Origin of the sequence: Pseudomonas parafulva, from assembly GCF_002021815.1 — a bacterium.
In the GTDB taxonomy this organism is placed as follows: domain Bacteria; phylum Pseudomonadota; class Gammaproteobacteria; order Pseudomonadales; family Pseudomonadaceae; genus Aquipseudomonas; species Aquipseudomonas parafulva_B.
In genome coordinates, this window is record NZ_CP019952.1 from 4,412,091 (window position 1) to 4,435,795 (window position 23,705).

At 62.4% G+C, this 23,705-nt stretch carries 24 protein-coding genes and 1 pseudogene; 13 read left to right on the forward strand and 12 right to left on the reverse strand.

Annotated features, from left to right (window positions below):
- Positions 1-47: 47 nt before the first annotated feature.
- Both thiS and B2J77_RS19900 read right to left on the reverse strand, forming a co-directional pair.
- Positions 48-248, reverse strand: a complete 201-nt coding sequence (gene thiS / locus B2J77_RS19895) for a sulfur carrier protein ThiS (protein ID WP_058603078.1) — start codon at positions 246-248, stop codon at positions 48-50.
- Positions 249-350: 102 nt separating this feature from the next.
- Positions 351-722 carry a DUF423 domain-containing protein gene (locus B2J77_RS19900; RefSeq protein WP_027913492.1) on the reverse strand — a complete coding sequence of 124 codons (372 nt, stop codon included), beginning with the start codon at positions 720-722 and terminating at the stop codon, positions 351-353.
- A gap of 63 nt (positions 723-785) precedes the next feature.
- On the opposite strand from B2J77_RS19900, the gene mtgA reads away from it, so the two are divergent.
- Positions 786-1,496 carry a monofunctional biosynthetic peptidoglycan transglycosylase gene (gene mtgA, locus B2J77_RS19905; protein WP_078479281.1) on the forward strand — a complete coding sequence of 237 codons (711 nt, stop codon included), beginning with the start codon at positions 786-788 and terminating at the stop codon, positions 1,494-1,496.
- An 82-nt stretch (positions 1,497-1,578) separates the two neighbouring features.
- Here the strand turns inward: mtgA and rpoH are convergent, their stop codons facing one another.
- The 4 genes from rpoH to ftsY form a co-directional block, all read right to left on the reverse strand.
- A complete protein-coding gene (rpoH, locus tag B2J77_RS19910) occupies positions 1,579-2,433 on the reverse strand; it encodes an RNA polymerase sigma factor RpoH (RefSeq protein ID WP_023532728.1) in 855 nt (284 codons plus the stop codon).
- Positions 2,434-2,545: 112 nt separating this feature from the next.
- Positions 2,546-3,574 (reverse strand): permease-like cell division protein FtsX, encoded by a 1,029-nt coding sequence (gene ftsX / locus B2J77_RS19915; RefSeq protein ID WP_058602895.1) that lies wholly within the window; start codon positions 3,572-3,574, stop codon positions 2,546-2,548.
- Positions 3,571-4,242 carry a cell division ATP-binding protein FtsE gene (ftsE, locus tag B2J77_RS19920; RefSeq protein WP_023532835.1) on the reverse strand — a complete coding sequence of 224 codons (672 nt, stop codon included), beginning with the start codon at positions 4,240-4,242 and terminating at the stop codon, positions 3,571-3,573. The genes ftsX and ftsE overlap by 4 nt, the downstream gene beginning before the upstream one ends.
- Before the next feature lie 2 nt (positions 4,243-4,244).
- Positions 4,245-5,738, reverse strand: a complete 1,494-nt coding sequence (ftsY, locus tag B2J77_RS19925) for a signal recognition particle-docking protein FtsY (RefSeq protein ID WP_078479282.1) — start codon at positions 5,736-5,738, stop codon at positions 4,245-4,247.
- Positions 5,739-5,968: 230 nt separating this feature from the next.
- Here ftsY and B2J77_RS19935 point away from each other — a divergent pair, with 230 nt between their 5' ends.
- From B2J77_RS19935 to B2J77_RS19960, 6 genes are all read left to right on the forward strand, one after another.
- Entirely contained in the window at positions 5,969-7,324 is a 1,356-nt protein-coding gene (locus B2J77_RS19935) for a M16 family metallopeptidase (RefSeq protein ID WP_058602893.1), read from the forward strand.
- Positions 7,317-8,807, forward strand: a complete 1,491-nt coding sequence (locus tag B2J77_RS19940) for a M16 family metallopeptidase (RefSeq protein ID WP_078479283.1) — start codon at positions 7,317-7,319, stop codon at positions 8,805-8,807. The genes B2J77_RS19935 and B2J77_RS19940 overlap by 8 nt, the downstream gene beginning before the upstream one ends.
- Positions 8,807-9,409, forward strand: a complete 603-nt coding sequence (rsmD, locus tag B2J77_RS19945) for a 16S rRNA (guanine(966)-N(2))-methyltransferase RsmD (RefSeq protein WP_058638137.1) — start codon at positions 8,807-8,809, stop codon at positions 9,407-9,409. The genes B2J77_RS19940 and rsmD overlap by 1 nt, the downstream gene beginning before the upstream one ends.
- Positions 9,410-9,479: 70 nt before the next feature.
- Complete coding sequence (locus tag B2J77_RS19950) at positions 9,480-10,823, forward strand: M16 family metallopeptidase (RefSeq protein ID WP_058638138.1); 1,344 nt, start codon at positions 9,480-9,482, stop codon at positions 10,821-10,823.
- The gene (locus tag B2J77_RS19955) at positions 10,820-12,220 is read left to right on the forward strand and encodes a M16 family metallopeptidase (RefSeq protein ID WP_058638139.1); all 1,401 of its coding nucleotides are present in this window, start codon (positions 10,820-10,822) and stop codon (positions 12,218-12,220) included. Before B2J77_RS19950 ends, B2J77_RS19955 begins: the two co-directional genes overlap by 4 nt.
- Positions 12,221-12,307: 87 nt before the next feature.
- Complete coding sequence (locus tag B2J77_RS19960) at positions 12,308-13,315, forward strand: hydrolase (RefSeq protein WP_058638140.1); 1,008 nt, start codon at positions 12,308-12,310, stop codon at positions 13,313-13,315.
- On the opposite strand, the gene B2J77_RS19965 is transcribed toward B2J77_RS19960, so the two are convergent.
- Complete coding sequence (locus tag B2J77_RS19965; RefSeq protein ID WP_058638141.1) at positions 13,309-14,166, reverse strand: sulfurtransferase; 858 nt, start codon at positions 14,164-14,166, stop codon at positions 13,309-13,311. The genes B2J77_RS19960 and B2J77_RS19965 overlap by 7 nt on opposite strands.
- A 37-nt stretch (positions 14,167-14,203) precedes the next feature.
- The gene (locus B2J77_RS19970) at positions 14,204-14,869 is read right to left on the reverse strand and encodes a TetR/AcrR family transcriptional regulator (RefSeq protein WP_058638142.1); all 666 of its coding nucleotides are present in this window, start codon (positions 14,867-14,869) and stop codon (positions 14,204-14,206) included.
- A gap of 199 nt (positions 14,870-15,068) precedes the next feature.
- Here B2J77_RS19970 and coaD point away from each other — a divergent pair, with 199 nt between their 5' ends.
- Both coaD and B2J77_RS19980 read left to right on the forward strand, forming a co-directional pair.
- Positions 15,069-15,548, forward strand: a complete 480-nt coding sequence (coaD, locus tag B2J77_RS19975) for a pantetheine-phosphate adenylyltransferase (RefSeq protein ID WP_023532462.1) — start codon at positions 15,069-15,071, stop codon at positions 15,546-15,548.
- A 109-nt stretch (positions 15,549-15,657) separates the two neighbouring features.
- Entirely contained in the window at positions 15,658-15,909 is a 252-nt protein-coding gene (locus tag B2J77_RS19980; RefSeq protein ID WP_058602885.1) for a YfhL family 4Fe-4S dicluster ferredoxin, read from the forward strand.
- 67 nt (positions 15,910-15,976) lie between these two features.
- On the opposite strand, the gene mutM is transcribed toward B2J77_RS19980, so the two are convergent.
- A complete protein-coding gene (gene mutM / locus B2J77_RS19985) occupies positions 15,977-16,789 on the reverse strand; it encodes a bifunctional DNA-formamidopyrimidine glycosylase/DNA-(apurinic or apyrimidinic site) lyase (protein WP_058602884.1) in 813 nt (270 codons plus the stop codon).
- A gap of 3 nt (positions 16,790-16,792) precedes the next feature.
- Positions 16,793-17,611, reverse strand: coding sequence for an HDOD domain-containing protein (locus B2J77_RS19990; protein ID WP_178091246.1), 819 nt, complete (start codon positions 17,609-17,611; stop codon positions 16,793-16,795).
- 190 nt (positions 17,612-17,801) lie between these two features.
- On the opposite strand from B2J77_RS19990, the gene B2J77_RS19995 reads away from it, so the two are divergent.
- Together B2J77_RS19995 and B2J77_RS20000 are read left to right on the forward strand one after the other, a co-directional pair.
- A complete protein-coding gene (locus tag B2J77_RS19995; protein ID WP_058638143.1) occupies positions 17,802-18,338 on the forward strand; it encodes a type 1 glutamine amidotransferase domain-containing protein in 537 nt (178 codons plus the stop codon).
- 66 nt (positions 18,339-18,404) lie between these two features.
- Positions 18,405-19,601: a class I SAM-dependent rRNA methyltransferase gene (locus B2J77_RS20000; protein ID WP_058638144.1), complete on the forward strand. Its 1,197-nt coding sequence runs from the start codon at positions 18,405-18,407 to the stop codon at positions 19,599-19,601.
- 34 nt (positions 19,602-19,635) lie between these two features.
- Here the strand turns inward: B2J77_RS20000 and B2J77_RS20005 are convergent, their stop codons facing one another.
- Positions 19,636-20,292, reverse strand: a complete 657-nt coding sequence (locus B2J77_RS20005) for a magnesium transporter (RefSeq protein ID WP_078479284.1) — start codon at positions 20,290-20,292, stop codon at positions 19,636-19,638.
- Between the two features lie 475 nt (positions 20,293-20,767).
- Between B2J77_RS20005 and ilvD the strand changes: the two genes are divergently transcribed.
- Positions 20,768-22,609, forward strand: a complete 1,842-nt coding sequence (gene ilvD / locus B2J77_RS20010) for a dihydroxy-acid dehydratase (protein ID WP_078479285.1) — start codon at positions 20,768-20,770, stop codon at positions 22,607-22,609.
- Positions 22,610-22,630: 21 nt separating this feature from the next.
- Positions 22,631-23,119 (forward strand): annotated as a pseudogene (locus B2J77_RS20015) (cation:dicarboxylate symporter family transporter); the annotation flags it as partial.
- Between the two features lie 54 nt (positions 23,120-23,173).
- Here the strand turns inward: B2J77_RS20015 and B2J77_RS20020 are convergent.
- Positions 23,174-23,689 carry a dihydrofolate reductase gene (locus B2J77_RS20020; protein ID WP_058638148.1) on the reverse strand — a complete coding sequence of 172 codons (516 nt, stop codon included), beginning with the start codon at positions 23,687-23,689 and terminating at the stop codon, positions 23,174-23,176.
- Between the last annotated feature and the right edge of the window lie 16 nt (positions 23,690-23,705).

Below are 23,705 nucleotides of genomic sequence, written 5' to 3' on the forward strand. Positions count from 1 at the left end.
TCCTCGGGAAAAGGTTGCGGGGCCTGCCGTTGGGTTGCCGACAGCGGTCAGCCGCCGCCAATCGCGTGCACCACTTCGACCTGGTCGCCATCGCTCAGCGCGGTGGTGACATGCTGACTGCGCGGCACGATGTCCTGATTCAGCTCTACCGCCACGCGGCGGCCAGCCAGCTCAAGGCGTGCCAGTAGCCCGGCGACGCTTTCGCCAGCAGGCAATTCGTAGGGTTCACCGTTCAGTTGGATACGCATGCTCACGGCCACCATTGTTCTTTGGGGCCCGCATTCTAGCGCCGAAAGGCCGCGCAACCCAAGGCCACCGCACGCCATTAGTCGTTAATGTGGACTGGGCAGTCAGCCCAGTCGCCACGCGGCGAGCCCAAGGCAAAGCCACCCTGCCAGGAAGCACAGGCCACCGATGGGCGTGATCATGCCCAGCTTGCTGATGCCGGTCAGCGTCAGCAGATACAGGCTGCCGGAGAACAGCACGATACCCAGCACGAACAGATAACCCGCCCAACCCACCAGCCGACCAGGCAGATGGACCGCCAGCAATGCCACGCCAAACAGCGCCAGCGCGTGAACCAGTTGGTAGGTGACACCGGTGTGGAAGATAGCCAGGTAGTCAGCGCTGAGTCGATTTTTCAGGCCGTGGGCTGCAAAGGCGCCCAGGGCCACGCCGGTAAAGCCGAAAAAAGCGGCAAGCATCAGGAAGCTGCGAAGCATGAGACGACTCCTCCAATCGGGTCTGTATAATGGCCCTTCCCAAACGTCCGGCCAAGCCACCCTATGCTGCGAAACCTTCTCCGACGTCTTCTGCGCGCCCTGCTCTGGTTTGCTGCCGTCAGTATCGTGCTGGTTTTGGTGTTTCGCTGGGTGCCCCCGCCCGGTACGGCGTTGATGCTCGAGCGCAAGGTGCAATCGTGGGTGAGCGGCGAACCGATTGATCTGCAGCGCGAATGGGTGGGTTGGGACCATATCTCCGATGACCTCAAGGTGGCGGTCATCGCTGGCGAAGACCAGAAGTTCGCCAGCCATTGGGGGTTCGACATACCCGCCATCCAGGCAGCCCTGGCTTTCAACGAGCGTGGCGGTAGCGTGCGCGGGGCCAGCACCCTGACCCAACAGGTGGCCAAGAATCTGTTCCTGTGGCCGGGGCGCAGCTGGCTGCGCAAGGGGCTGGAAGCATGGTTCACCGGCTTGATCGAGCTGTTCTGGACCAAGCAGCGCATTCTTGAGGTCTACCTGAACAGTGCCGAGTGGGGCCAGGGTGTGTTCGGCGCCCAGGCAGCCGCTCGCCATCACTTTGGTGTGGAGGCCAGTCGACTCAGCCGGCAACAAGCCGCGCAACTGGCCGCGGTGCTGCCCAGCCCTCTCAAGTGGAATGCTGGGAAGCCAAGCACCTACGTGGCCAGCCGTGCTGGCTGGATTCGCCGCCAGATGAGCCAGCTGGGTGGGCCAAGCTACTTGATGCAATTGGACACATCACGCAGGCCCTGAGCCTGGCACCGCGTACAGGGCAGACATGAAAAAGCCGCTGTTCCTTTGCGGGGCAGCGGCTTTCTTGTCGAACAGAGAACGATCAGGCTGCGATCAAGGCCTTGACCTTGTTCATCGCGTTCTTCTCCAACTGGCGAATACGCTCGGCCGACACGCTGTATTTCTCGGCCAGCTCATGCAGGGTAGCTTTCTCTTCGGCCAACCAGCGCTGGTACAGAATATCCCGGCTACGGTCATCCAGACCCTGCAAGGCCTCATGAAGGTTGCTGGTGGAGTTGTCGCTCCAGTCTGCATCTTCAAGCTGTACTGCCGGGTCGTAACGGTGGTCTTCCAGGTAATGCGCAGGCGACTGGAAGGCACTGTCGTCATCGGCTTCGGCTGCCGGATCGAACGCCATGTCGTGACCGCTCAGACGGCTTTCCATCTCGCGGACTTCACGAGGCTCGACCCCCAGGCTTTCGGCAACCCGGTGCACTTCGTCGTTATTCAACCAGGCCAGACGCTTTTTCTGGCTGCGCAGGTTGAAGAACAGCTTGCGCTGGGCCTTGGTGGTCGCCACCTTGACGATACGCCAGTTGCGCAGGATGAACTCGTGAATCTCGGCCTTGATCCAGTGCACGGCGAACGACACCAGGCGCACGCCCATTTCAGGGTTGAAGCGCTTGACGGCCTTCATCAGGCCAACGTTGCCTTCCTGGATCAGGTCGGCCTGGGCCAGCCCATAACCGGCATAGCTACGGGCGATATGCACGACGAACCGCAGGTGGGCCATTACCATCTGCCGAGCAGCTTCGAGGTCCTGCTCGTAATAGAGACGCTCAGCCAGATCACGCTCCTGCTCGACAGTCAGCAGCGGGATGCTGTTGACCGTATGCACGTAGGACTCCAGGTTTGCACCGGGGACCAGGGCATACGCAGGTTGCAACGATGTGGTCATTCAAGAACCTCCGACTTACTGAACTCGCGCTTTTCAGGCGCTGCCTACATAGACCTGGGGCCCAGGTACAAGTTCCAACGGGCACGCCCAGGCCAATGCTGGCCAATAAAAACTATCGCGGCGCCAGCTCGTTCAAGTGGCGGGCGACTGCAATCCATGCACCGATATACCCCAACAGCACCGCTCCGATCAAGAGCGACAGACCATCGGAGGCAGGTACGCCACCCAAGGCGAAATCGCTGCCATACAGACCGGACAGGCTCACCACGGCCTCGTTCAGCCACCCTAGGCCAAACGCCAGGATGGCCCAGGCCAACAGGCCCGCGCCCAGGCCGTACAAGGCCCCCATGTACAGGAAAGGCCGGCGTACGTACGCATCGGTGCCCCCCACCAGCTTGATCACTTCGATCTCGACACGGCGGTTCTCGATATGTAGACGAATTGTGTTGCCAATTACTAAAAGCAGCGCAGAAATGAGCATGACGGCCAGCCCGAAAACGAACCGGTCCCCAAGCTTGAGGATGGCCGCCAGCCGCTCGACCCACACCAGGTCCAGCTGCGCTACATCGACGCGCGGCAACTCCGACAGGCGCTGACGCAACGCTTCCAAGGCCGGCTTGTCGACTTCGGTCGGGGTCACCACGACCACGCCGGGCAGTGGGTTGTCGGGCAACTCACGCAGCGCCTCGCCCAGGCCCGATTGCTGCTGGAACTCCTGCAGCGCCTGCTCGCGACTGACATACTGCGCCTCTGCTACGCCAGGCATGCCCTTGATTTCATCGCGCAACGCCTCGCCGTCACGGCTGCTGGCATCGAGCTTGAGGTACAGGGATATCTGCGCGGCGCGCTGCCAGGACCCGCCCAACTGCTCGATGTTCTTGAGCAACAACGACAGCCCCATGGGCATGCTCAGCGCCACGGCCATCACCATGCACGTGAAGAAGCTGCCAATGGGCTGCTTGCCCAGTCGCCGTAAGCTATCCGCCAGGCTGGCGCGATGGCTCTCGAGCCAGGCATGCATGAGCGATCGCAGGTCCGGACCGTCATCGTCGGAGCCTGCGCCACGTTTCTTCGCAGGCTGTGGGTCGGCAGGTTTAGGCGCGACGCGCTCGGAGACTTTCGGTGATCGTGTCGTACTCATTGTCCGGCCTCCCCGTCGCCGATCAGACGCCCGCGCTGCAAGGTGAGCATGCGGTGACGCATGCGCGCGATCAGGGCCAGGTCGTGGCTGGCGATCAAGACCGTTGTGCCCAATCGGTTGATGTCCTCGAACACCCCCATGATTTCCGCAGCCAGGCGCGGGTCCAGGTTACCCGTTGGCTCGTCGGCCAGCAGCAGGGCTGGCTGGTGCACAATGGCGCGGGCGATACCCACGCGCTGCTGCTGGCCGGTCGACAGGTCGGCAGGGTACAGCTCGCCTTTGTCGACCAGAGACACCCGCTCCAGCGCCGAGTCCACGCGCTTGGCGATCTCGGCCTTGGACAAGCCCAGTATCTGCAGGGGCAAGGCAATGTTGTTGAAGACCGTGCGGTCGAACAGCAACTGGTGGTTCTGGAACACCACGCCTATCTGGCGGCGCAGAAACGGGATCTGCGAATTGCTGATCTGGCCCAGGTCCTGCCCGGCCAGCATCAGTTTGCCGCTGGTAGGACGCTCCATGGCCAGCAGCAGGCGCAGCAGCGTACTTTTACCTGCGCCCGAGTGCCCGGTGACGAACAGGAATTCGCCCCGACGCGCCCGGAAACTCAGCTCGTGCAGCCCCACGTGGCCGTTGGGGTAGCGCTTGGCAACCTGTTCGAATCGAATCATGGTCAGTCTCGCTCGGCGAACAGGGCCTTGACGAACGGCTCGGCCTCGAAGGTGCGCAGGTCATCGATCCCTTCACCAACACCGATGAACCGGATAGGCAGCTTGAATTGCTTGGCCAAGGCGAAGATGACACCCCCCTTGGCGGTACCGTCGAGCTTGGTGAGCGCAAGGCCGGTCAGCTCCACGCTCTGGTGGAAATACTTGGCCTGGCTGATGGCGTTCTGGCCAGTACCGGCGTCGAGCACCAGCAGCACTTCGTGCGGTGCATCGGGATCGAGCTTGCCAATGACGCGACGGACCTTCTTCAGCTCCTCCATCAGGTTGTCCTTGGTGTGCAGGCGCCCGGCGGTATCGGCGATCAGCACATCCACGCCCCTGGCCTTGGCTGCCTGCACCGCGTCGAAGATCACCGAGGCGGAGTCGGCGCCGGTGTGCTGCGCGATCACCGGGATGCGGTTACGCTCACCCCACACCTGCAATTGCTCGACCGCCGCGGCCCGGAAGGTGTCGCCTGCAGCGAGCATCACTTTCTTGCCTTCCATTTGCAGCTTCTTGGCCAGCTTGCCGATGGTGGTGGTCTTGCCAGCGCCATTGACGCCTACCACCAGGATCACATAAGGCTTGTTCTGCGCCGCCACGACCAGCGGCTGCTCGACAGGCCTGAGCAACGCGGCCAGTTCTTCCTGCAAGGACTTGTACAGCGCATCGGCGTCGGCCAGCTGCTTGCGAGCCACCTTCTGCGTCAGGTTCTGAACGATGGTGGACGTGGCCTCCACCCCGACGTCGGCGGTCAGCAGGCGAGTCTCGATCTCGTCGAGCAAGTCGTCGTCGATGACTTTCTTGCCCAGGAACAGGCTGGCCATGCCTTCGCCAATGCTGGCGCTGGTTTTCGACAATCCCTGCTTGAGGCGGGCGAAAAAGCCTGCTTTCACAGGCTCGGCCTGGGCGGCCTCGACGGGCGGGGCAGCCTCGGCCTCGACGTGCAGATCGACCTTGGGCGGCTCTGCAATGGGCTGGACCGCTGGCGCAGGCGCCGGGCGATCCGGAATGACCGGTGGCGCCTTGGCTTGCAGATCGGGCACCAGCGCCACGGGTTCTTCTGCAACCGGCAGCACCAGGTTGCTCACGGGGGCAGGGATTTCGGCTTCAGGCGCGACCGCTTGAACAGGCGCGGGCACGTGCGGTGCAGGATCGACTACCGGCGCCGGTGCCTCGGGCACGGCGACCTCTGGCAAGGGCTCAGCCGTCACGGGAGCAGGGGGTATAGGCTCCGCACGCGGCGCAACGACCGGGGCCGCAGCGGCGTGCTCGTCCAGCGGCGCAGGCACCTCCGCTCGCTCGGAATCAGCTAGTGCGGGCGCTTCGACAGCTGGGGATTTTTCCGCCGGCACGTCCGCTTGCGCAGGTGGCTGCGGCTTCTTGCGGAACCAGCCGAACAGGCCTTTCTTCTCGCCAGCCTCGGCCGGCGCTTTTTTGTCGTCGTTGGAACCAAACATGGAAGACGGCTATCTCAGGGTAGCGATGGCCCGCTAGGGCGCATCAGGAATTCTTTCTACGCAGAACAGACTATCTAGAAGCCGGCTGGTTCATGCGCAACGTTTTGTCTTGATGTCCTGCAGGCCAGAACGGCGACAGGCATGGTCGCCAGGCAACCGGATCAGTATCCTAGCACCTCCTGGCCTGCCGACGCTAAACCCAGCGGGCCGCCGAACAGGTTAAACACCGTATGAATGCTCTAGCCCGCCGCGCCGCTGGCCTGTTGCTCGGCACGCTGTGCCTCCCGCTTGCGGCCTTCGCCGCCGATGTGCAACCCACCCACGAATTCATCCTGGATAACGGCCTCAAAGTGGTCGTGCGCGAAGACCATCGCGCGCCAGTGGTGGTCTCGCAAATCTGGTACAAGGTCGGCTCCAGCTACGAGACGCCTGGCCAGACCGGCCTTTCCCATGCGCTCGAGCACATGATGTTCAAGGGCAGTGCCAAGGTCGGCCCCGGCGAAGCCTCGCGTATCCTGCGGGACCTGGGCGCCGAAGAGAACGCGTTCACCAGCGACGACTACACCGCCTACTACCAAGTGCTGGCGCGTGATCGCTTGCCGGTTGCCTTCGAGCTGGAGGCCGATCGGCTGGCCAGCCTGCGTCTGCCAGCCGACGAGTTCAGCCGTGAAATCGAGGTCATCAAGGAAGAGCGCCGCCTGCGCACCGATGACCAGCCCAATGCCAAGGCGTTCGAGCTGTTTCGGGCCATGGCCTACCCGGCCAGTGGCTACCACACCCCGACCATCGGCTGGATGGCCGACCTGGAGCGCATGAAGGTCGAGGAGCTGCGCCACTGGTACACCTCCTGGTACGCGCCCAACAACGCCACGCTCGTGGTGGTGGGCGATGTCACCGCCGAGGAAGTCAAGGGCCTGGCCCAGAAGTACTTCGGCGCTATCCCTCGCCGGGACACACCTGCGGCCAAGCTGCCGCTGGAGCTGGCTGAGCCCGGCCAGCGTCAGTTGACCCTGCACGTGCGCACCCAGCTGCCAAGCCTGATCTACGGCTTCAACGTACCCGGCCTGCCCACGGCCAAGGATCCTCGCACGGTGCATGCCTTACGTCTGATCTCGGCCTTGCTCGACGGCGGCTACAGCGCACGCATGCCCGCACGACTGGAGCGCGGGCAGGAACTGGTGGCCGGCGCCTCGTCCAGCTACAACGCCTTCACGCGCGGCGACAGCCTGTTCCTCATTTCAGCCACACCCAACGTGCAGAAGCAAAAAACCCTGGCAGACGTAGAAAAGGGCATCTGGCAACTGCTGGATGAACTCAAGACTACTCCGCCCACGGCAGAAGAGCTCGAGCGCGTGCGCGCCCAGGTCATCGCCGGGCTGGTGTATGACCGCGACTCAATCAGCAGTCAGGCAACCACCATCGGCCAGCTGGAAACCGTCGGGCTGTCTTGGAAGCTGATCGACAGCGAGCTGGACGAACTCAAGCGCGTTACCCCTCAGGACATCCAGCAAGCTGCCCGTACCTATTTCACCCGCGAACGCCTGAGCGTTGCCCATGTTCTGCCCGAGGAGTCCGCTCATGAGTGACCGTCGCTTGCACCGCCCCCACTGGCTGGCTACGGGTATCTGTACCTGGGCATTGACGGCTGCGCTGGCCGTACCGGCACTGGCCCAGGACGCTGCCAAGGCTGGCAATGCACAAGCCCGGCAGGCCAACACTCTACAGTCCCTGGCCGAGCTTGATGGCAAGGCGCCCACCACCCGCCAGTTGAACATCCAGCACTGGAACACGGCTGAAGGCGCGCGGGTGCTGTTCGTCGAGGCCCGCGAGCTTCCGATGTTCGACCTGCGCGTGACCTTCGCTGCCGGCAGCAGCCAGGACGGTGACACACCAGGCCTGGCGGCGCTGACCAACGCCATGCTCAACGAAGGCGTACAGGGCAAGGATGTGACGGCCATCGCCCAGGGCTTCGAGGGCCTGGGCGCAGATTTCGGTAACGGCTCGTACCGCGACATGGCCGTCGCCTCGCTACGTAGCCTCAGTGCCAAGGACAAGCGCGACCAGGCCTTGAAGCTGTTTACCGAAGTCACAGGCAAGCCCACCTTCCCGGAGGATGCGCTCAAACGGCTCAAGAACCAGATGCTGGCCGGCTTCGAATACGACAAGCAGAACCCCGGCAAGCTCGCAGGCAAGACGCTGTTCGCCAACCTGTACGGCGAACACCCTTATGCGCATCCCAGCGATGGAACACCGCAAAGCATCACTGGCATTACCCTGGAGCAGTTGCGAGCGTTTCACGCCAAGGCCTACACGCCTGGCAATGCCGTCATCGCACTGGTGGGTGACCTGAACCGCAGCGAAGCCGAGGCAATTGCCGCGCAGGTTTCAGCCGGTCTGCCCAAAGGCCCGGCCTTGCCTGCTCCAGCCCAACCGACGGAGCCCAAGGCAGGCTTCACCCACATCGAGTTTCCGTCTCAGCAGACCCACCTGATGCTCGCAGAGCTGGGTATCGATCGCCAGGACAAGGATTGGCCAGCCCTGTCACTGGGCAATCAGATCCTGGGTGGCGGCGCGTTCGGGACGCGGCTGATGAGCGAGGTGCGGGAAAAGCGCGGCCTGACCTACGGTGTCTATTCGGCCTTCAGCCCAATGCAAGTGCGCGGCCCGTTCATGATCAACCTGCAAACCCGCGCCGAGCTCAGCGAAGGGACATTGAAGCTGGTTCAGGGTATTCTGGCCGACTACCTGCGCAGCGGTCCTACCCAGCAAGAACTGGACGATGCCAAGCGCGAGCTGGCCGGAAGCTTCCCGCTCTCCAATGCCAGCAATGCCAGCATTGTCGGCCAACTGGGCGCCATCGGCTTCTACAACCTGCCATTGAGCTGGCTGGAAGATTTCATGCAGCAGTCCCAGGCCCTGACCGTCGAACAGGTTAAAGACGCCATGAACAAGCACCTGTCTGCCGACAAGCTGGTCATCGTCACGGTTGGCCCGAAGGTGCCGCAGAAGCCACTGCCAGCCCCCACTGATAAACCCTCCGGGCAACCGCTCGGGGTACCGGAGCACTAATGCCAAGATCCAACCCTCCCGCTCGCCAGCAACCGGGCCAGAGCAAGGGCCAGGGCCACCTGCGTATCATCGCGGGCCAATGGCGCAGCCGTCGCCTGGCCGTGCCCGACGGCGAGGGCTTGCGCCCTACGCCTGACCGGGTACGCGAGACGGTTTTCAACTGGCTGGCACCCTACATCGAGGGCGCGCACGTGCTCGATGCCTTCACCGGCAGCGGAGCCTTGGTGCTGGAGGCCCTGTCTCGCGGGGCTGAGGATGCCGTGGCGCTGGACAGCAATCCTGCGGCCATCGCCAACCTCAAGAACAACCTCGAGCTCCTGCGCTGCCCACGGGGGCAGATCCTGCAGACCGATGCCTTGCGTTATCTGCAAGGCCCTGCAAAAAAGCAGTTCGACCTGGTGTTCCTTGATCCACCCTTCCATCAACAGTTGCTGGCAGACACCTGCAATCTGCTTGAACAGCACCAGTGGCTGAGCGAGCAAGCATGGGTATACACCGAGAGCGAAGCGGCTCCATCGACCTTGCAGTTGCCTGCCAACTGGCGCCTGCACCGGGAGAAAAAAACCGGACAGGTGTACTACGCGCTGTGGCAACGGGGCTAGTTATATAGCGCAGGCCAGGTCTTGCATTGACTGATGCTGCTCGGGTCTCTAGCCACCCGAGCACCTCAGCATGACCGTATCACTCTCTGCGCCTTCACTGGCCGATGATGTCTCGGCGGCGCTTGCCTCTCTTACAAGCGCCAGCCCCTCCCCTCTCCAGCATTTCACGCTTGAAAACGGTCTGTCCGTCTACCTAAGGCAGCAGAGCCGAAATGCCCTCGCCGCCGTCCAGCTCTGGTACAACGTCGGTACCCGCCATGAGCCGGCAGGGCAGACCAACCTCTCGCACTTGCTCGAACACGTCATATTCGAAGGCAGCCGCAAGCTGGAGCCTGGGCAGTACGCCAAAGTCGTTGCCCGCCTTGCGGGACAGGCCAATGCCAGTACTCACCTCGACGCCACCTCTTTCGACATGCTGCTGCCTGCATCGCGCCTGCCCGTTGCGCTCGAACTGTTGGCAGATGCCATGACCACAGCCACATTCGGGTTGCCCGAGTTGGCACGAGGCGCCAAGGCAATCGCTGACGAACGACGCCTGAAGGTAGACGCCCAGCCCGTCCAGCAAGCCTACGACCGTCACTTGGCTTTGGCACACGGCAGCAGCCCTTATGCCACCCCAAGCTTCGGCTCGCCGGTGGATCTACAGAACATCGACCTTCCAACGCTGCGGCAGTGGTACATCACCCATTACCGGCCTAACAACGCCACGCTCGTCGTGGTGGGCAACGTAGAACTGGAAACGTTGAAACAGCAGGTCGAAAGGTACTTTGCGCACGTGGAGCGCGGCCAGCTGACAGACTCGCCTTTTCCTCGCTCAGACGCGCCATTGGCTGAACGCAGCCAGACCGTCAGCTTGCCGGGGCTTAGCCATGGTCTGTTGATGTCCTTCAACGTCCCCAGCTGTGCCACAGCCATCAATGCACTCACGAGCAAGACCCTCGAACTGATCTGTGAAGTACTGGCCGAGGGCTCCAGCGCTTGGTTGTATGCCGAACTTGTCAGGGGCCGGGGTCTGCTGACAGGCGTTGCCGCAACCTACGACCTCCTCGTACGTGGCGACACCGTAATCACCTTCTCAGCCTATGTGAACACGCTGAATGCGACCCTCGAACAAGCTGCTGATGCTATCTACAAGCAGATAGCACGCCTGCATACCGAAGCCTTGTCCGACGAGCAGTTGCAGCGGATAAAACTGCGATTGCTCGCCCGCCAGCTTTTCTCTCTCGACAGCCCAATTGCCCAAGCCTCACAAATCGGCGCCATGGCCGCGACAGGGCAGCCAGCAACCCTGATCGACGAACATGCGCGCCTGATCTCGATCATCGATAGCGCTCAGGTGCAGCAGGTAGCGCGCACTTATCTGGGCCGTGAGCGGCTGACCACCACCTCTCTTTTACCAGGAGCGCAAGCATGACCGACGATCAGATACGCCAAGCAGCACCTGTGCTGTGCCAGGGGCCTGCCATCGATGCTGCGCGTCAAGCGATGGCAAGGCTGACCTCGACCCAAACGGTCGAGCTCGACCAGCCTCCTGCCCTCCTGGCCACGGCTGAGCGATGGGAGACGGCGCAAGGTACGAAGGTCAGTTTCATAGCTGCGCACGATCGGCCCATGATTGATCTGGTGCTGCGATTCCGGGCAGGTAGCGCTCTTGATGGCGATCACCCAGGGCTGGCTGCGCTGACGCTCTACAGCCTTGATCAGGGTACCGAAACCCTCAGTGCGGCGCAGTTTGCCGAGCACATGGCTGCAAGGGGCGCCATCGTGGGACGCTCGTTGAGCGAAGACAAAGCCACGATCACGCTAAGGTGCCTAAGCACACCCGGCTTGCTGCGAGCTGTTTCGCAAACGCTGGCGCAGATGCTGGCCCGCCCAGCGTTTCGCGCAGAGGACGTGGCGAAGATACGTGATCGAATAGCGCTCTACCAAGGCCGGCAAAACCTCAATCCGCTGGCACGCCTGATCAATACGACCACCGGTCATGTATTCAGCGGCCATCCGTACGCTTCGCACGCCGATGCAGCAATCATCGGCCCCTTGACCACTGATCAGGTGCGGGCCTTTCATGCAAAGGCTTACTCGGCCAGTAACCTCGCTATAGGACTGGTTGGCGACCTGAGCCGAGACGAGGCGGAACAGCTGGTCAATGACCTGATACGTGATTTGCCGCAGCAGTGGGCATCGCAACCACCGTCCATGTTAGGTGAGCAGTCGCCTCTGTCACGCCATATTGCGCACCCTGGCAGTGCAACTCAGGCAATGCTGACCCTGGCCATCCCCGTGCTACCCAACGCCCCGGTCTATGCTGCACTGGAGTTGCTGACCGAGATTCTTGGCGGCAACTACGAGGCGCGCTTGCCTCAGGAACTGCGCCATGTGCGAGGGCTGACCTACACGGTCACTACCAAACTGAGGCACTTGGATGCGGGAGCACTGTTGCACGTACACTGGGACGTCGCCCCGCAATACCGGGAAGCTTCACATGCCCTTGTCGCAGGCATGCTGGATTGCCTCCATGAACTTGGACCAACTCAGGTGGAGTGCGACATGGCCGTTAACCAGATCGCTGCTCGGCTGCACCGGGAACTGGCCGACAGCGCAAAGCTGGCAGCGACATTGGCCACGCACAGTCATCAGGGCCTGCCCGCCGATTACCTGACCACCCATCTGGACAGGCTTGCTTCATTGACCCCTGCCCACCTTCGTGAAGTAGCGCAGGTGTGGTGGCGCAACGCACCTCAGGTATTCGTCACCCTCGGCCCCGACGCCGAGCAGTCCCCCTTGCCTACGCCGGAGCCAGCACAGCGATAGGCGAGCAGGAGCACAGGCGAGTCAGTGAGAGCTGATACAGGCGCTGTTTCATGGCACTCTAGCCGGGCACATCACGAGTTACCCAGCATGCCAAGCTCCAGCGCCCTGTTTCATCCTGCCAAAGGCCTTTCCAACCCCCACCTGCAAACATTGTGGGGTCCCCTCTGGCGCAAAATCCCAGTGCTGCAACGCGACCGCGAACGCATCTGGCTGGCGGACGGGGATTTCATCGACCTCGACTGGCATGGCCCGCACCAGCCCCATGCGCCGCTGGTGCTAGTGCTTCATGGGTTGACGGGGTCATCGGGCTCACCCTATGTCAAAGGCCTGCAACAGGCGCTGCACGCACTGGGCTGGGCCAGCGTTGCAGCGAACTGGCGGGGCTGTTCTGGGGAGCCGAACCTGCTGCCGCGCAGCTACCACTCTGGCGCCAGCGAGGATCTGGCTGAAATCATCAGCCACTTGCGCGCCAAAAGGCCCCTGGCCCCCCTGTCCGCGGTCGGCTACTCCCTGGGAGGCAATGTCCTGCTTAAATACCTGGGCGAACAGGGTGACGACAGCCAGTTGCAGGCAGCAGTTGCCGTCTCCGTGCCTTTTCGCCTGGACCAGTGTGCCGATCGTATCGGCCTAGGGTTTTCGAAGGTGTACCAGGCACATTTCATGCGCGAAATGCTCGCCTACGTGCAGATCAAGCAGCGCTTGTTCAAAGACCAAGGCCACCCAGAACGTCTGGCGAAGCTGGAGCAGCTCGGGCCACTGCGCGGCTTGCGCACGTTCTGGGATTTCGACGCCAAGGTCACTGCACCGCTGAATGGTTTTCAGGATGTGCACGACTATTATCGCCGCGCTTCAAGTGGCTTCTACCTGGGTCAGAACCGTACCCGGACCCTGATCATCCAGGCCAGCGACGACCCCTTCGTCTCGCCCCTGAGCTTACCAACGGCAAACGAGCTGGCCCCGGGGACCGAGCTGGAGTTGCACGCCCATGGCGGCCACGTCGGGTTCGTCGACGGCAGCCTGCGAAAACCGGGCTATTACCTGGAGCGCCGGATTCCGCAGTGGTTGCGCGAAGGTATGCAGAGGACGGCTTACTGATCGCCCGTTGCCACTGCATGCTCAGGGCGGGTGATCCATTCACTCCATGAGCCTGCATACAGTTTGCCGAGCGGGTAGCCTGCCAACGCCAACGCGAACAGGTTATGACACGCCGTTACCCCCGAACCACAGTACGCAACCAGTTGCTCAGGCGCACGCCCCTGCAGTTGCTGCTCGAAACGTTGTCTGAGTTGCTCGGGCGGCAGAAAACGGCCATCGCTGCCAAGGTTTTCGGTGAAAGCGGCGCAGCGTGCTCCAGGGATATGCCCTGCCACTGGGTCGATGGGTTCCATGTCGCCACGAAAACGTGGCAATGCGCGCGCATCCAGCAGGGTCAGGTCTGCGCTGTCCAGGCGCTGATCCAGGCCATCGGCATCGATCAACATCGCATCATCGGGCTGGCCGCTGAAGTTGCCTTCGCGCCGGGCCGGGGGGTCCAGGCTCAATGGCAGGTGCGCGGCGTGCCAGGCGGTCAGGCCGCCGTCCAGGAGGGCAACGCCACTGCGTTTGCCCAGCCAGGCCAGCAGCCACCAACCTCGCGCGGCATAGGCGCCGGTACCGTCGTCGTACAGCACCACTTCGCTCTCGTTATCCACGCCCCATTCGCGCAGGCGGGCTACCAGCTTTTCTGGATCGGGCAGCGGGTGACGCCCTGTCACTCCCTTGCTGACCGAGCCGCTGAAGTCTCGTTCAAGGTCGGCAAAGTGCGCCCCTTCGATATGACCCAGGGCGTAACTGCGCTGACCGTAATCCACATCCTCAAGGGCGAAGCGACAGTCGAGAATGACAAGGTTTGGTGAATCCAGCCGCTCAGCCAACTGCTGCGGGGTGATCAACTGCGCAAGTGACATGACAATCTCCTGATCGATGTAATCCCAGGCCCTGGCGCTAGTGCTCAAGCGCCTGAATGAACGGTACGTGAAACTCGCGGCACAAGGCTTGCACCGCATTGCGCGCAGGCTCGGTGACGAACCCCAGCTCAAGGGCCAGCACTTGATACACGCCCCGCTTGAACGCTTCTTCACCCAGGTGCGCTGCATGCTCCCGGGTCGTGCTGAGAAAGCGCACCCATGAGGTGAGCACGATCCAGGCGTTGATGGTCAGCGACTCCTGCTGCGCGGGGTTCATCGCCAGGATACCCGCCTCGACGAAACCGCGGTAAATGGCCTTGCCCTGACGCATGCAGCGTGCGGAGAAGCGTCGATAACGGGCTGCCAGCTCAGCATCGCTGCCCAGCAGATGCTCCAGATCGCGGTGCAGAAAACGGTAGTTCCACATCGCAGCCAGCAGTGCCTGCAGGTAGAACCGCTTGTCCTGCACCGCCAGCGGGCGCCCCTGCGGCGGGCGCAGAAAGCTGTCTACGTGCGCTTCGTAATGGCCGAACAAAACCGCAATAATCGCCTGCTTGTTGGGGAAGTGGTAATACAGATTGCCGGGTGAGATGCCCAGATGCGCCGCGATATGGTTGGTGCTGACGCTGCGCTCGCCCGACTGATTGAACAGCTCGAGGCTGCTCTGGACGATTCTCTCGCGGGTCTTGATGGGCCGGGCCATGTCCAGCTTCCTGTATACGGAGCAGTGAAAACCGCCATGGTACGAGGTATTGCCGAGGTGTTGCACGGTACCCAAGCGCTGCGGCCTCGCACCATCGGCTGGCCCAAAGTATAGTGCCTTGGCCGGCCGCATGACTTGGCCGGGCGCAGTCGCTGCGCTACCATCCGACTCCCCAACGCACTCCAGCCAGGATGACGCGATGAACCGAGTGTTGTACCCGGGTACTTTCGACCCCATTACCAAAGGCCATGGCGATCTGGTCGAGCGCGCCTCGCGGCTGTTCGACACCGTGATCATTGCAGTGGCCGCCAGCCCCAAGAAAAACCCTTTGTTCCCGCTGGAACAACGCGTGGAGCTGGCCCGTGAGGTCACCAGGCACCTGCCCAATGTCGAAGTCATCGGCTTTTCCTCGCTGCTGGCGCATTTCGCCAAGGAGCAAGGTGCCAATGTGTTCCTTCGTGGTTTGCGTGCAGTGTCGGACTTCGAATACGAGTTCCAGCTGGCGAACATGAACCGTCAACTGGCCCCCGACGTCGAGAGCCTGTTTCTTACGCCGTCAGAGCGGTACTCGTTCATCTCGTCGACCCTGGTTCGCGAAATCGCCGCACTGGGGGGCGATATCAGCAAATTTGTGCACCCGGCCGTGGCCGATGCGCTGACTGAGCGCTTCAAGAAATAAAGCCGCTGTTCCAGATCGTCGCGCCTGCGTGCACTGCAGGCGCGAATGCGGCACAATTGTGCCCATTGCGTTGAACATGCCCGGGCGTTGAGCCCCGGCCGGAGCCCCCATGTCCCTGATCATCACCGACGATTGCATCAACTGCGACGTCTGCGAACCCGAGTGCCCCAACGAGGCCATCTCCCAAGGCGAAGAGATCTACGTGATCGACCCCAACCTGTGCACCCAGTGCGTGGGTCATTACGACGAGCCGCAGTGCCAACAGGTCTGCCCGGTCGACTGCATCCCGCTGGATGAGGCGCACCCGGAAAGCCAAGAGCAGCTGATGGCCAAGTACCTGAAGATCACCGGCAAGGCCTGACGCTGCCGGCCATCGGCATGCCCGCGCCTTGCTCCTCCGTGGCGATCATCCCGAAGCGCGCAAGGCCTCAGCGCTGGCAGCGCGGGCAGAACACGCTGGCGCGTTGACCCAGCTTCACATCCCGTAGTTCGGTGCTACATACCTTGCAGGGCAAGCCGCCGCGCCCGTAGGCGAACAGTGTCTGCTGGAAATACCCTGGCTGGCCGTCACCGCCGATGAAATCGCGCAGCGTGGTGCCGCCCAGCTCGATGGCCGCCGCCAGCACGCGCTTGATCTCGATGGCCAGCTTCAGGTAACGCGCCCGCGAAATGCCACCGGCCGCGCGGCGCGGATCGATGCCGGCAGCGAACAGCGCTTCGGTCGCATAGATGTTGCCTACGCCAACGACCACGGCGTTGTCCATGATGAAGGGCTTGACCGCCATCGACCGACCGCGGGACAGCTGGAACAGTCGCTCACCGTCAAACAGGTCGGTCAGTGGCTCGGGGCCAAGTCGCAGCAGCAACGCATGATTGAGCGGGTCCTGGCTCCAGAGCATGGCGCCAAAGCGGCGCGGGTCGGTGTAGCGCAGCATCAGACCGGATTCGAGCTCGATGTCCACGTGCTCGTGCTTGCCAGCCGGCAAGCCCGCCTCCACCAGCCGTAGATTGCCCGACATGCCCAAGTGGCTGATCAGGGTCCCTACTTCGGCATTGATCAGCAGGTACTTGGCCCGGCGTTCGACCGTGACGATGCGTTGCCCGGAGAGCCGCACGTCCAGGTCCTCCGGGATCGGCCAGCGCAAGCGGCGGTCACGCACGACCACGCGGCTGACGCGCTGACCTTCGACATGCGGTGCAATGCCGCGCCGGGTGGTCTCTACCTCGGGTAACTCAGGCATGTATCAGTGCCCACCTAGTTCTCGGATGTTCTGTTTGAGGTTATCGAAGTCGTATTCCGACAAGCCTATGTAATCGAGCACCAGCGGCCCCACTACGTTCCATTCCTGATCCACCGTCTGGTTGCCCAATACCCGGTAGGAGGCACAGATGTGCTCGGCCATCTTGAGCACCGCCAACAGGTTTTTCATCTGGCTTTGGTTGTTGCGGGCGCTGTCATCGCGAAACACTGCCAGCGCGTTGTGGTGGTTGGCGATGGCGCCGGTCAGGTGTTCGGGCAGGCGCCAGGACTTGGCCGTGAAATAGCCGACGACGGCATGATTGGTGTTGAAGGCGCGGTTCTCGGTGTCCACCACGCGGGTCTGCTCGTTGGTTTTTGCATAGGCCTCTTCGAGCACATCCATGTACGTGGGGAAGCGCTTGAGCATCAGCGGAACGCCGCAATCGTGGAACAGCCCGAGGGTATAGGCTTCGTCGGCGGGCTGGATACCCGTGCGCTTGGCCAGCGTCAGACAGGTCATTGCCACATCCTGCGCGGTATCCCAGAACCGGTTAAGGGTGACGATGGTTTCATCGCTCATTTCACCCTTGATCGACTGCGCGTTGATCAGGTTGATGATCGAACGACTACCCAGCAAATTCACCGCACGCTGGATCGAGCCAATCTTGTTGGACAGGCCAAAGTGCGCCGAGTTGACCAGCTTGAGCAAGGCCCCCGACAACCCGGGGTCCTGAGCGATCAGTTTGGCGATGGTTTCCAGGTCCGGGTCAGGCATGTACTGCTCGAACTGCAAATCGACCATGATCTGCGGCTGCGGCGGAATGGTGATGCCTTGCAAGGCTTGCTGGATCTGTTCGGCGGTGAGTTCTTGGGACATGCGTGCACACTCGTATGGGACTGCCGATTCTACCGCGATGCACCCCACAGAACTAACCGCTGGATCAGTGAACTTGAACTTTCATGAGCGCGGGTGGGCCTGTTTCTCATATTCATCAAGTAAAGGAGCAAGGCCCATGGGTACTGAACTGAACGGCAAGCGCGTGGCTATCCTGGTGACTGATGGCTTCGAGCAGGTGGAATTGACAGGCCCGCGTGACGCCCTGCAGCAGGCGGGCGCCCAGGTGCACGTGCTGAGCGAGAAGCAAGGCACGGTGCGCGGCTGGAACCACGACGAGCCCGCGGACGAATTCAAGGTCGACGGCACCTTCGACAGCGCCAGCGAACTCTACGATGCCGTGGTCCTGCCAGGCGGCGTACAGAACTCGGACACCATCCGCCTGGTTGAAGGCGCGCAGAAAATCGTCAAAAGCCATGACGCGGCCGGCAAACCGATTGCCGTGATCTGCCACGGCGGCTGGTTGCTGATTTCGAGCGGCTTGACCCAGGGCAAGCGCATGACCAGCTTCAAGACCCTGCAGGATGACCTGCGCAACGCTGGCGCCGAGTGGGTCGACGAAGAAGTAGTGGTTGACGGGAACCTGATCAGCAGCCGGCAGCCCGATGACATCCCTGCCTTCAACAAGGCACTGATCCAGGCCCTGTCGTCCTGACAGCTGGCGCTCAGCATTAAGGTTGGGTAGGGGTTATACTCCCGCTCTTTTTTCCGGAGCGACGTCATGTCCCTGCCCAGCCTTCGCCTCAAAGCCAATGCCGACCGCCGCCTGCGCGCAGGCCATCTGTGGGTCTACAGCAACGAGGTAGACGTTGCCACCACCCCGCTGCAAGGCTTGCAGGCCGGCCAGCAAGCCGTGCTCGAAGCCGCCAACGGCAAGCCACTGGGCATCGTTGCCCTGAGCCCCAATAACCTGATCTGCGCCCGCTTGCTGTCACGCGACGTCAAGCTGCCACTGGACAAGTCACTGCTGGTGCACCGCCTGAACGTGGCCTTGTCACTGCGCGAGCGCCTGTTCGACAAGCCATGCTATCGCCTCGTCTATGGCGATTCCGATTGGCTGCCGGGGCTGGTCGTCGATCGCTTCTTCGACATCCTGGTGGTGCAACTGGCATCGGCAACCATGGAAGCGCACAAGGATGAGGTGATCGCGGCGCTGGTCCAGGTGCTCAAGCCAAGCGGCATCCTGTTCAAGAACGATTCGGCGGCCCGTGATGCCGAAGGCCTGCAGCGCTATGTCGAAACCGTTTACGGTGAAGTCCCGGATTGGGTTCCGCTGGAAGAAAACGGTGTTCGTTTCGAAGCCCCGGTCCGTGAAGGCCAGAAAACCGGCTGGTTCTATGACCACCGCATGAACCGTGCACGCTTGGCCCCCTATGTTCAGGGCAAGCGCGTACTCGACCTGTTCAGCTACATCGGCGGTTGGGGTGTGCAGGCGGGTGCCTTCGGCGCCAGCGAAGTGTTCTGCGTCGATGCATCGGGCTTTGCCCTGGATGGCGTTGAGCGCAACGCCGCGCTCAACGGTATTGGTGAGAAGCTGACCTGCGTCGAGGGCGACGTCTTCGAAGCCTTGCGCGAACTCAAGGCAGCCGAGGAGCGCTTCGACGTGATCATTGCCGACCCGCCCGCCTTCATCAAGCGCAAGAAAGACCTGAAGAACGGCGAGGCGGCTTACCGCAGGCTCAACGAGCAGGCCATGCGCATGCTGAACAAGGATGGCATTCTGGTCAGTGCTTCTTGCTCGATGCACCTGCCCGAAGACGATCTGCACAACATCCTGCTGACCAGTGCCCGTCACCTGGACCGCAACATGCAGCTGCTCGAGCGCGGTGGTCAGGGCCCTGACCATCCGGTGCACCCGGCGATTGGCGAAACCCGCTACATCAAGAGCATCACCTGCCGGTTACTGCCCAACAGCTGAGCCATGACGGGGGCCTGGGTGGCCCCCGATCGTTTCAGAGTTCAAGCACCTGGGTCGCGATACCGAAGTACACCAACACGCCTGCTGCGTCGGCAATGGACGTGATCAATGGCCCGCTGGCCGTGGCGGGGTCCAGCTTGAGCCGGCTCAGCAGAAACGGCAGGCTCATGCCGATCAGGCTGCCGACCAGCACGATCACCACCATGCTGCTGGCCACGATCAAGGCGATCTGCGGGCCGCCACGCAACAGCCCAAGCGATGCCACGGCTACCGCCATGGTGCAGCCCAGCAGCAGCGCGACGCCAAATTCGCGCCCCAGCATTCGCCCCCAGTCGCTCAGCGTGACTTCGCCTGTGGCCAGGCCCCTGACCATGAGGGTTGCCGACTGGGAGCCTGCATTGCCGCCGCTGTCGACCAGCAGTGGCAGAAAGAACACCAGGGCGATATGCGCGGCAATGGTTTCTTCGAAGGCCGCGATGCCTGCCCCTGAGAACAGGTTGCCGAACACCAGCAGCACCAGCCACAACACCCGCTTGCGGTACAGCAATCCGAGGGTCGCGTGCCGCAGGTCACCGATGGTATTGGTGATGGAGGCGCCTTTGTGGAAGCTTTCGGTGGTTTGCCGCCGTTGCGCGTCGAGCGCAGCGTCGACGGCACCAACAGCGATGGTTTTATCGATAGGGTTTTGCATGAAGTTCTCCAGGCGCCGACCAGGCGCCTGCAGGCTTCAGCCTCGCAGACTCAAGCCCTCGGCAGCCCTGGCGGCGGCGCGCTCAGTGCCAGGTTGCAGTTCGTGACGAACCGGTAACTGGGAAGGTCCATTGAGGGTTATCTCGTCAAGCCGCACATGCGGCGGCCGAATGATAATGGCAAGTCAGGCGCAGGTCAGCCTCACACGGATCGTTTCAGACGGTTCCTACAACTTCGGTTTTTCGCCCAAAACCGCCGCTCGGGCACATCGTCATGCCTTCCCGGCGCCAGCGGTGTAGAATCGGGCTATTCATCGCCAGTCATCCCCCGGCGGGTTTATGAGCTCTGGCCAAGCACGCGGCGATCCCGCGCGGTCTTCGGCCCCATCCGTGCCAGTGGCAACCGGCCTGCGGTACAGAGGACAAGAGAAGCTCACTCCCCTTTCTGTGACCTGATTAAGCCGCCAGGAGTGTTTCATGCCTGATTACCGTTCCAAGACTTCCACCCACGGCCGCAACATGGCAGGTGCACGCGCCCTGTGGCGTGCCACCGGCATGAAGGACGAAGACTTCAAGAAGCCGATCATCGCCATTGCCAACTCCTTCACCCAGTTCGTGCCGGGCCATGTGCACCTCAAGGATCTGGGCCAGCTGGTCGCTCGCGAGATCGAGCGCGCCGGTGGCGTGGCCAAGGAATTCAACACCATCGCGGTCGATGACGGCATCGCCATGGGTCACGACGGCATGCTGTACTCGCTGCCCAGCCGTGAAATCATCGCCGACGCGGTGGAGTACATGGTCAACGCGCACTGTGCCGATGCCATCGTCTGCATCTCCAACTGCGACAAGATCACCCCCGGCATGCTGATGGCCGCCTTGCGCCTGAACATTCCGGTGATCTTCGTCTCCGGCGGCCCGATGGAAGCCGGCAAGACCAAGCTGGCCAGCCATGGCCTGGACTTGGTCGACGCCATGGTCATCGCCGCCGACAGCACGGCCTCCGATGAAAAGGTCGCCGAATACGAGCGCAGCGCCTGCCCTACCTGCGGCTCGTGCTCTGGCATGTTCACCGCCAACTCGATGAACTGCCTGACCGAGGCCTTGGGCCTGGCCCTACCGGGCAACGGTTCCACCCTGGCCACCCACTCGGACCGCGAGCAGTTGTTCCTGACGGCCGGCCGCACCATCGTCGAGCTGTGCAAGCGGTACTACGGCGAGAACGACGCATCGGTCCTGCCGCGCAGCATCGCCAACTTCAAGGCGTTCGAGAACGCCATGATGCTGGACATCGCCATGGGGGGGTCGACCAACACCATCCTGCACCTGCTGGCTGCGGCGCAGGAAGGCGAAGTGGCATTCGACCTGCGCGACATCGATCGTCTGTCGCGCAAGGTGCCGCAGCTGTGCAAGGTGGCGCCCAACATCCAGAAGTACCACATGGAGGACGTGCACCGCGCCGGCGGTATCTTCAGCATCCTGGGCTCGCTGGCCCGTGGCGGCCTGCTGCACACCGACCTGCCCACCGTGCATAGCCGCAGCATGGAAGAAGCCATCGCCAAGTGGGACATCACCCAGACCGACGACGAGGAAGTGCATACCTTCTTCAAGGCTGGCCCAGCCGGCATCCCGACCCAGACCGCGTTCAGCCAGTCGACGCGTTGGGAAACCCTGGATGACGACCGCGAGAACGGCTGCATCCGCAGCTTCGAGCACGCGTATTCACAAGAAGGTGGTTTGGCCGTGCTGTACGGCAACATTGCCCTGGACGGCTGCGTGGTGAAAACCGCCGGTGTCGACGAATCGATCCACGTGTTCGAAGGCACGGCCAAGATCTTCGAAAGCCAGGACAGCGCCGTGCGTGGCATCCTCGCCGACGAAGTGAAGGCCGGCGACATCGTGATCATCCGCTACGAAGGCCCGAAAGGTGGCCCGGGCATGCAGGAAATGCTGTATCCCACGTCGTACCTCAAGTCCAAGGGCCTGGGCAAGGCGTGCGCCCTGCTCACCGACGGCCGATTCTCGGGAGGCACCTCGGGCCTGTCCATCGGTCATGCCTCGCCGGAAGCGGCAGCAGGCGGCGCCATCGGCCTGGTGCGCGACGGCGACAAAGTCCTGATCGATATCCCCAACCGCTCGATCAACCTGCTGGTGAGCGATGACGAGCTGGCCGAGCGCCGCGCCGAGCAGGACAAGAAGGGCTGGAAACCGGCTGAGGTACGCCCGCGCAAGGTGACGACAGCCTTGAAGGCCTACGCCCTGTTGGCGACCAGTGCCGACAAAGGTGCCGTGCGCAACAAGGCGATGCTCGAAGGGCTGTGATACCCATCTAGCATGACGAGAACCGGCGCTTCGAGCGCCGGTTTTTTATTGCCAAGACAGCTGAACATCGAGGCCCAGACGCGTCGCCTGGGCGTGCCGCAGTCTATCGCCAGCTTCAGCGCCTCATTCGGGACCACCATCGGTCAGAATGGCTGTGCCGGGCTTTACCCTGCCATGTTGGCGGTGATGGTCGCGCCAGCGGTTGGCATCGACACCTTCGATCCGCTATGGATCGCCACGTTGGTGGCCATCGTCACGCTCAGTTCGGCCGGTGTGGCCGGAGTTGGCGGCGGCGCTACCTTCGCCGCGCTGATCGTGCTGCCGGCCATGGGCTTGCCGGTGGAGCTGGTGGCCCTGCTGATTTCGGTGGAGCCGCTGATCGACATGGGCCGTACGGCGTTGAACGTGAACGGTTCGATGACGGCTGGCGTGGTAACCAGCCAGCTGCTCAAGGAAACCGACAAGCAGGTACTGGCCGATGATGAACACGCAGCATTAAGCCATACCTGAGTTCACGGGGGGCCGCACGGCGCGGCCCTTTCCTCGCGCAACAGGCGTCAGGCGTCAGGCCTTGTCCCACACCTCGAAGTGATACAACGGCTTACCTTCCTCAGCCTGCGCCTGACTGGACAGTAGCGTCCACTGCTTGCGATCGAAATCCGGGAACCAGGCATCGCCCTTGGGCGACAGCTCGACCCGCGTCACGTACATCCGGCTGACGAGTCCTTGCTCCAGCGCCTGCCCGTAGAGCTGCGCACCACCGATCAGCATCAGCTCGTCGACACCTTGCTCGCGCGCCCACTGATCAGCCCGCACCAGCGCGTCTTCCAGCGAAGCGAAAACTTCGGCACCGGCCAGTTCTAGCCCGGGCTGCCTGCTGACCACGATATTCAACCGCCCAGGCAGCGGCCGTCCCAGCGAGTCCCAGGTCTTGCGGCCCATGATGATGGGCTTGCCCAAGGTGGTGGCCTTGAAATACTTGAAGTCCCCCGGCAAATGCCAGGGCATGGAATTGTCGATGCCTATCACGCGGTTGTCGGCGCAGGCCACGATCAGGCTTAAGGGCAGTAATGTCTTCATGCCGGCGAGAATAGCA

Coding starts and splice junctions, on each gene's coding strand:
- thiS (WP_058603078.1), bottom strand. CDS start 248: ATGCGTATCCAACTGAACGGTGAACCCTACGAATTGCCTGCTGGCGAA.
- B2J77_RS19900 (WP_027913492.1), bottom strand. CDS start 722: ATGCTTCGCAGCTTCCTGATGCTTGCCGCTTTTTTCGGCTTTACCGGC.
- mtgA (WP_078479281.1), top strand. CDS start 786: ATGCTGCGAAACCTTCTCCGACGTCTTCTGCGCGCCCTGCTCTGGTTT.
- rpoH (WP_023532728.1), bottom strand. CDS start 2,433: ATGACCACATCGTTGCAACCTGCGTATGCCCTGGTCCCCGGTGCAAAC.
- ftsX (WP_058602895.1), bottom strand. CDS start 3,574: ATGAGTACGACACGATCACCGAAAGTCTCCGAGCGCGTCGCGCCTAAA.
- ftsE (WP_023532835.1), bottom strand. CDS start 4,242: ATGATTCGATTCGAACAGGTTGCCAAGCGCTACCCCAACGGCCACGTG.
- ftsY (WP_078479282.1), bottom strand. CDS start 5,738: ATGTTTGGTTCCAACGACGACAAAAAAGCGCCGGCCGAGGCTGGCGAG.
- B2J77_RS19935 (WP_058602893.1), top strand. CDS start 5,969: ATGAATGCTCTAGCCCGCCGCGCCGCTGGCCTGTTGCTCGGCACGCTG.
- B2J77_RS19940 (WP_078479283.1), top strand. CDS start 7,317: ATGAGTGACCGTCGCTTGCACCGCCCCCACTGGCTGGCTACGGGTATC.
- rsmD (WP_058638137.1), top strand. CDS start 8,807: ATGCCAAGATCCAACCCTCCCGCTCGCCAGCAACCGGGCCAGAGCAAG.
- B2J77_RS19950 (WP_058638138.1), top strand. CDS start 9,480: ATGACCGTATCACTCTCTGCGCCTTCACTGGCCGATGATGTCTCGGCG.
- B2J77_RS19955 (WP_058638139.1), top strand. CDS start 10,820: ATGACCGACGATCAGATACGCCAAGCAGCACCTGTGCTGTGCCAGGGG.
- B2J77_RS19960 (WP_058638140.1), top strand. CDS start 12,308: ATGCCAAGCTCCAGCGCCCTGTTTCATCCTGCCAAAGGCCTTTCCAAC.
- B2J77_RS19965 (WP_058638141.1), bottom strand. CDS start 14,166: ATGTCACTTGCGCAGTTGATCACCCCGCAGCAGTTGGCTGAGCGGCTG.
- B2J77_RS19970 (WP_058638142.1), bottom strand. CDS start 14,869: ATGGCCCGGCCCATCAAGACCCGCGAGAGAATCGTCCAGAGCAGCCTC.
- coaD (WP_023532462.1), top strand. CDS start 15,069: ATGAACCGAGTGTTGTACCCGGGTACTTTCGACCCCATTACCAAAGGC.
- B2J77_RS19980 (WP_058602885.1), top strand. CDS start 15,658: ATGTCCCTGATCATCACCGACGATTGCATCAACTGCGACGTCTGCGAA.
- mutM (WP_058602884.1), bottom strand. CDS start 16,789: ATGCCTGAGTTACCCGAGGTAGAGACCACCCGGCGCGGCATTGCACCG.
- B2J77_RS19995 (WP_058638143.1), top strand. CDS start 17,802: ATGGGTACTGAACTGAACGGCAAGCGCGTGGCTATCCTGGTGACTGAT.
- B2J77_RS20000 (WP_058638144.1), top strand. CDS start 18,405: ATGTCCCTGCCCAGCCTTCGCCTCAAAGCCAATGCCGACCGCCGCCTG.
- B2J77_RS20005 (WP_078479284.1), bottom strand. CDS start 20,292: ATGCAAAACCCTATCGATAAAACCATCGCTGTTGGTGCCGTCGACGCT.
- ilvD (WP_078479285.1), top strand. CDS start 20,768: ATGCCTGATTACCGTTCCAAGACTTCCACCCACGGCCGCAACATGGCA.
- B2J77_RS20020 (WP_058638148.1), bottom strand. CDS start 23,689: ATGAAGACATTACTGCCCTTAAGCCTGATCGTGGCCTGCGCCGACAAC.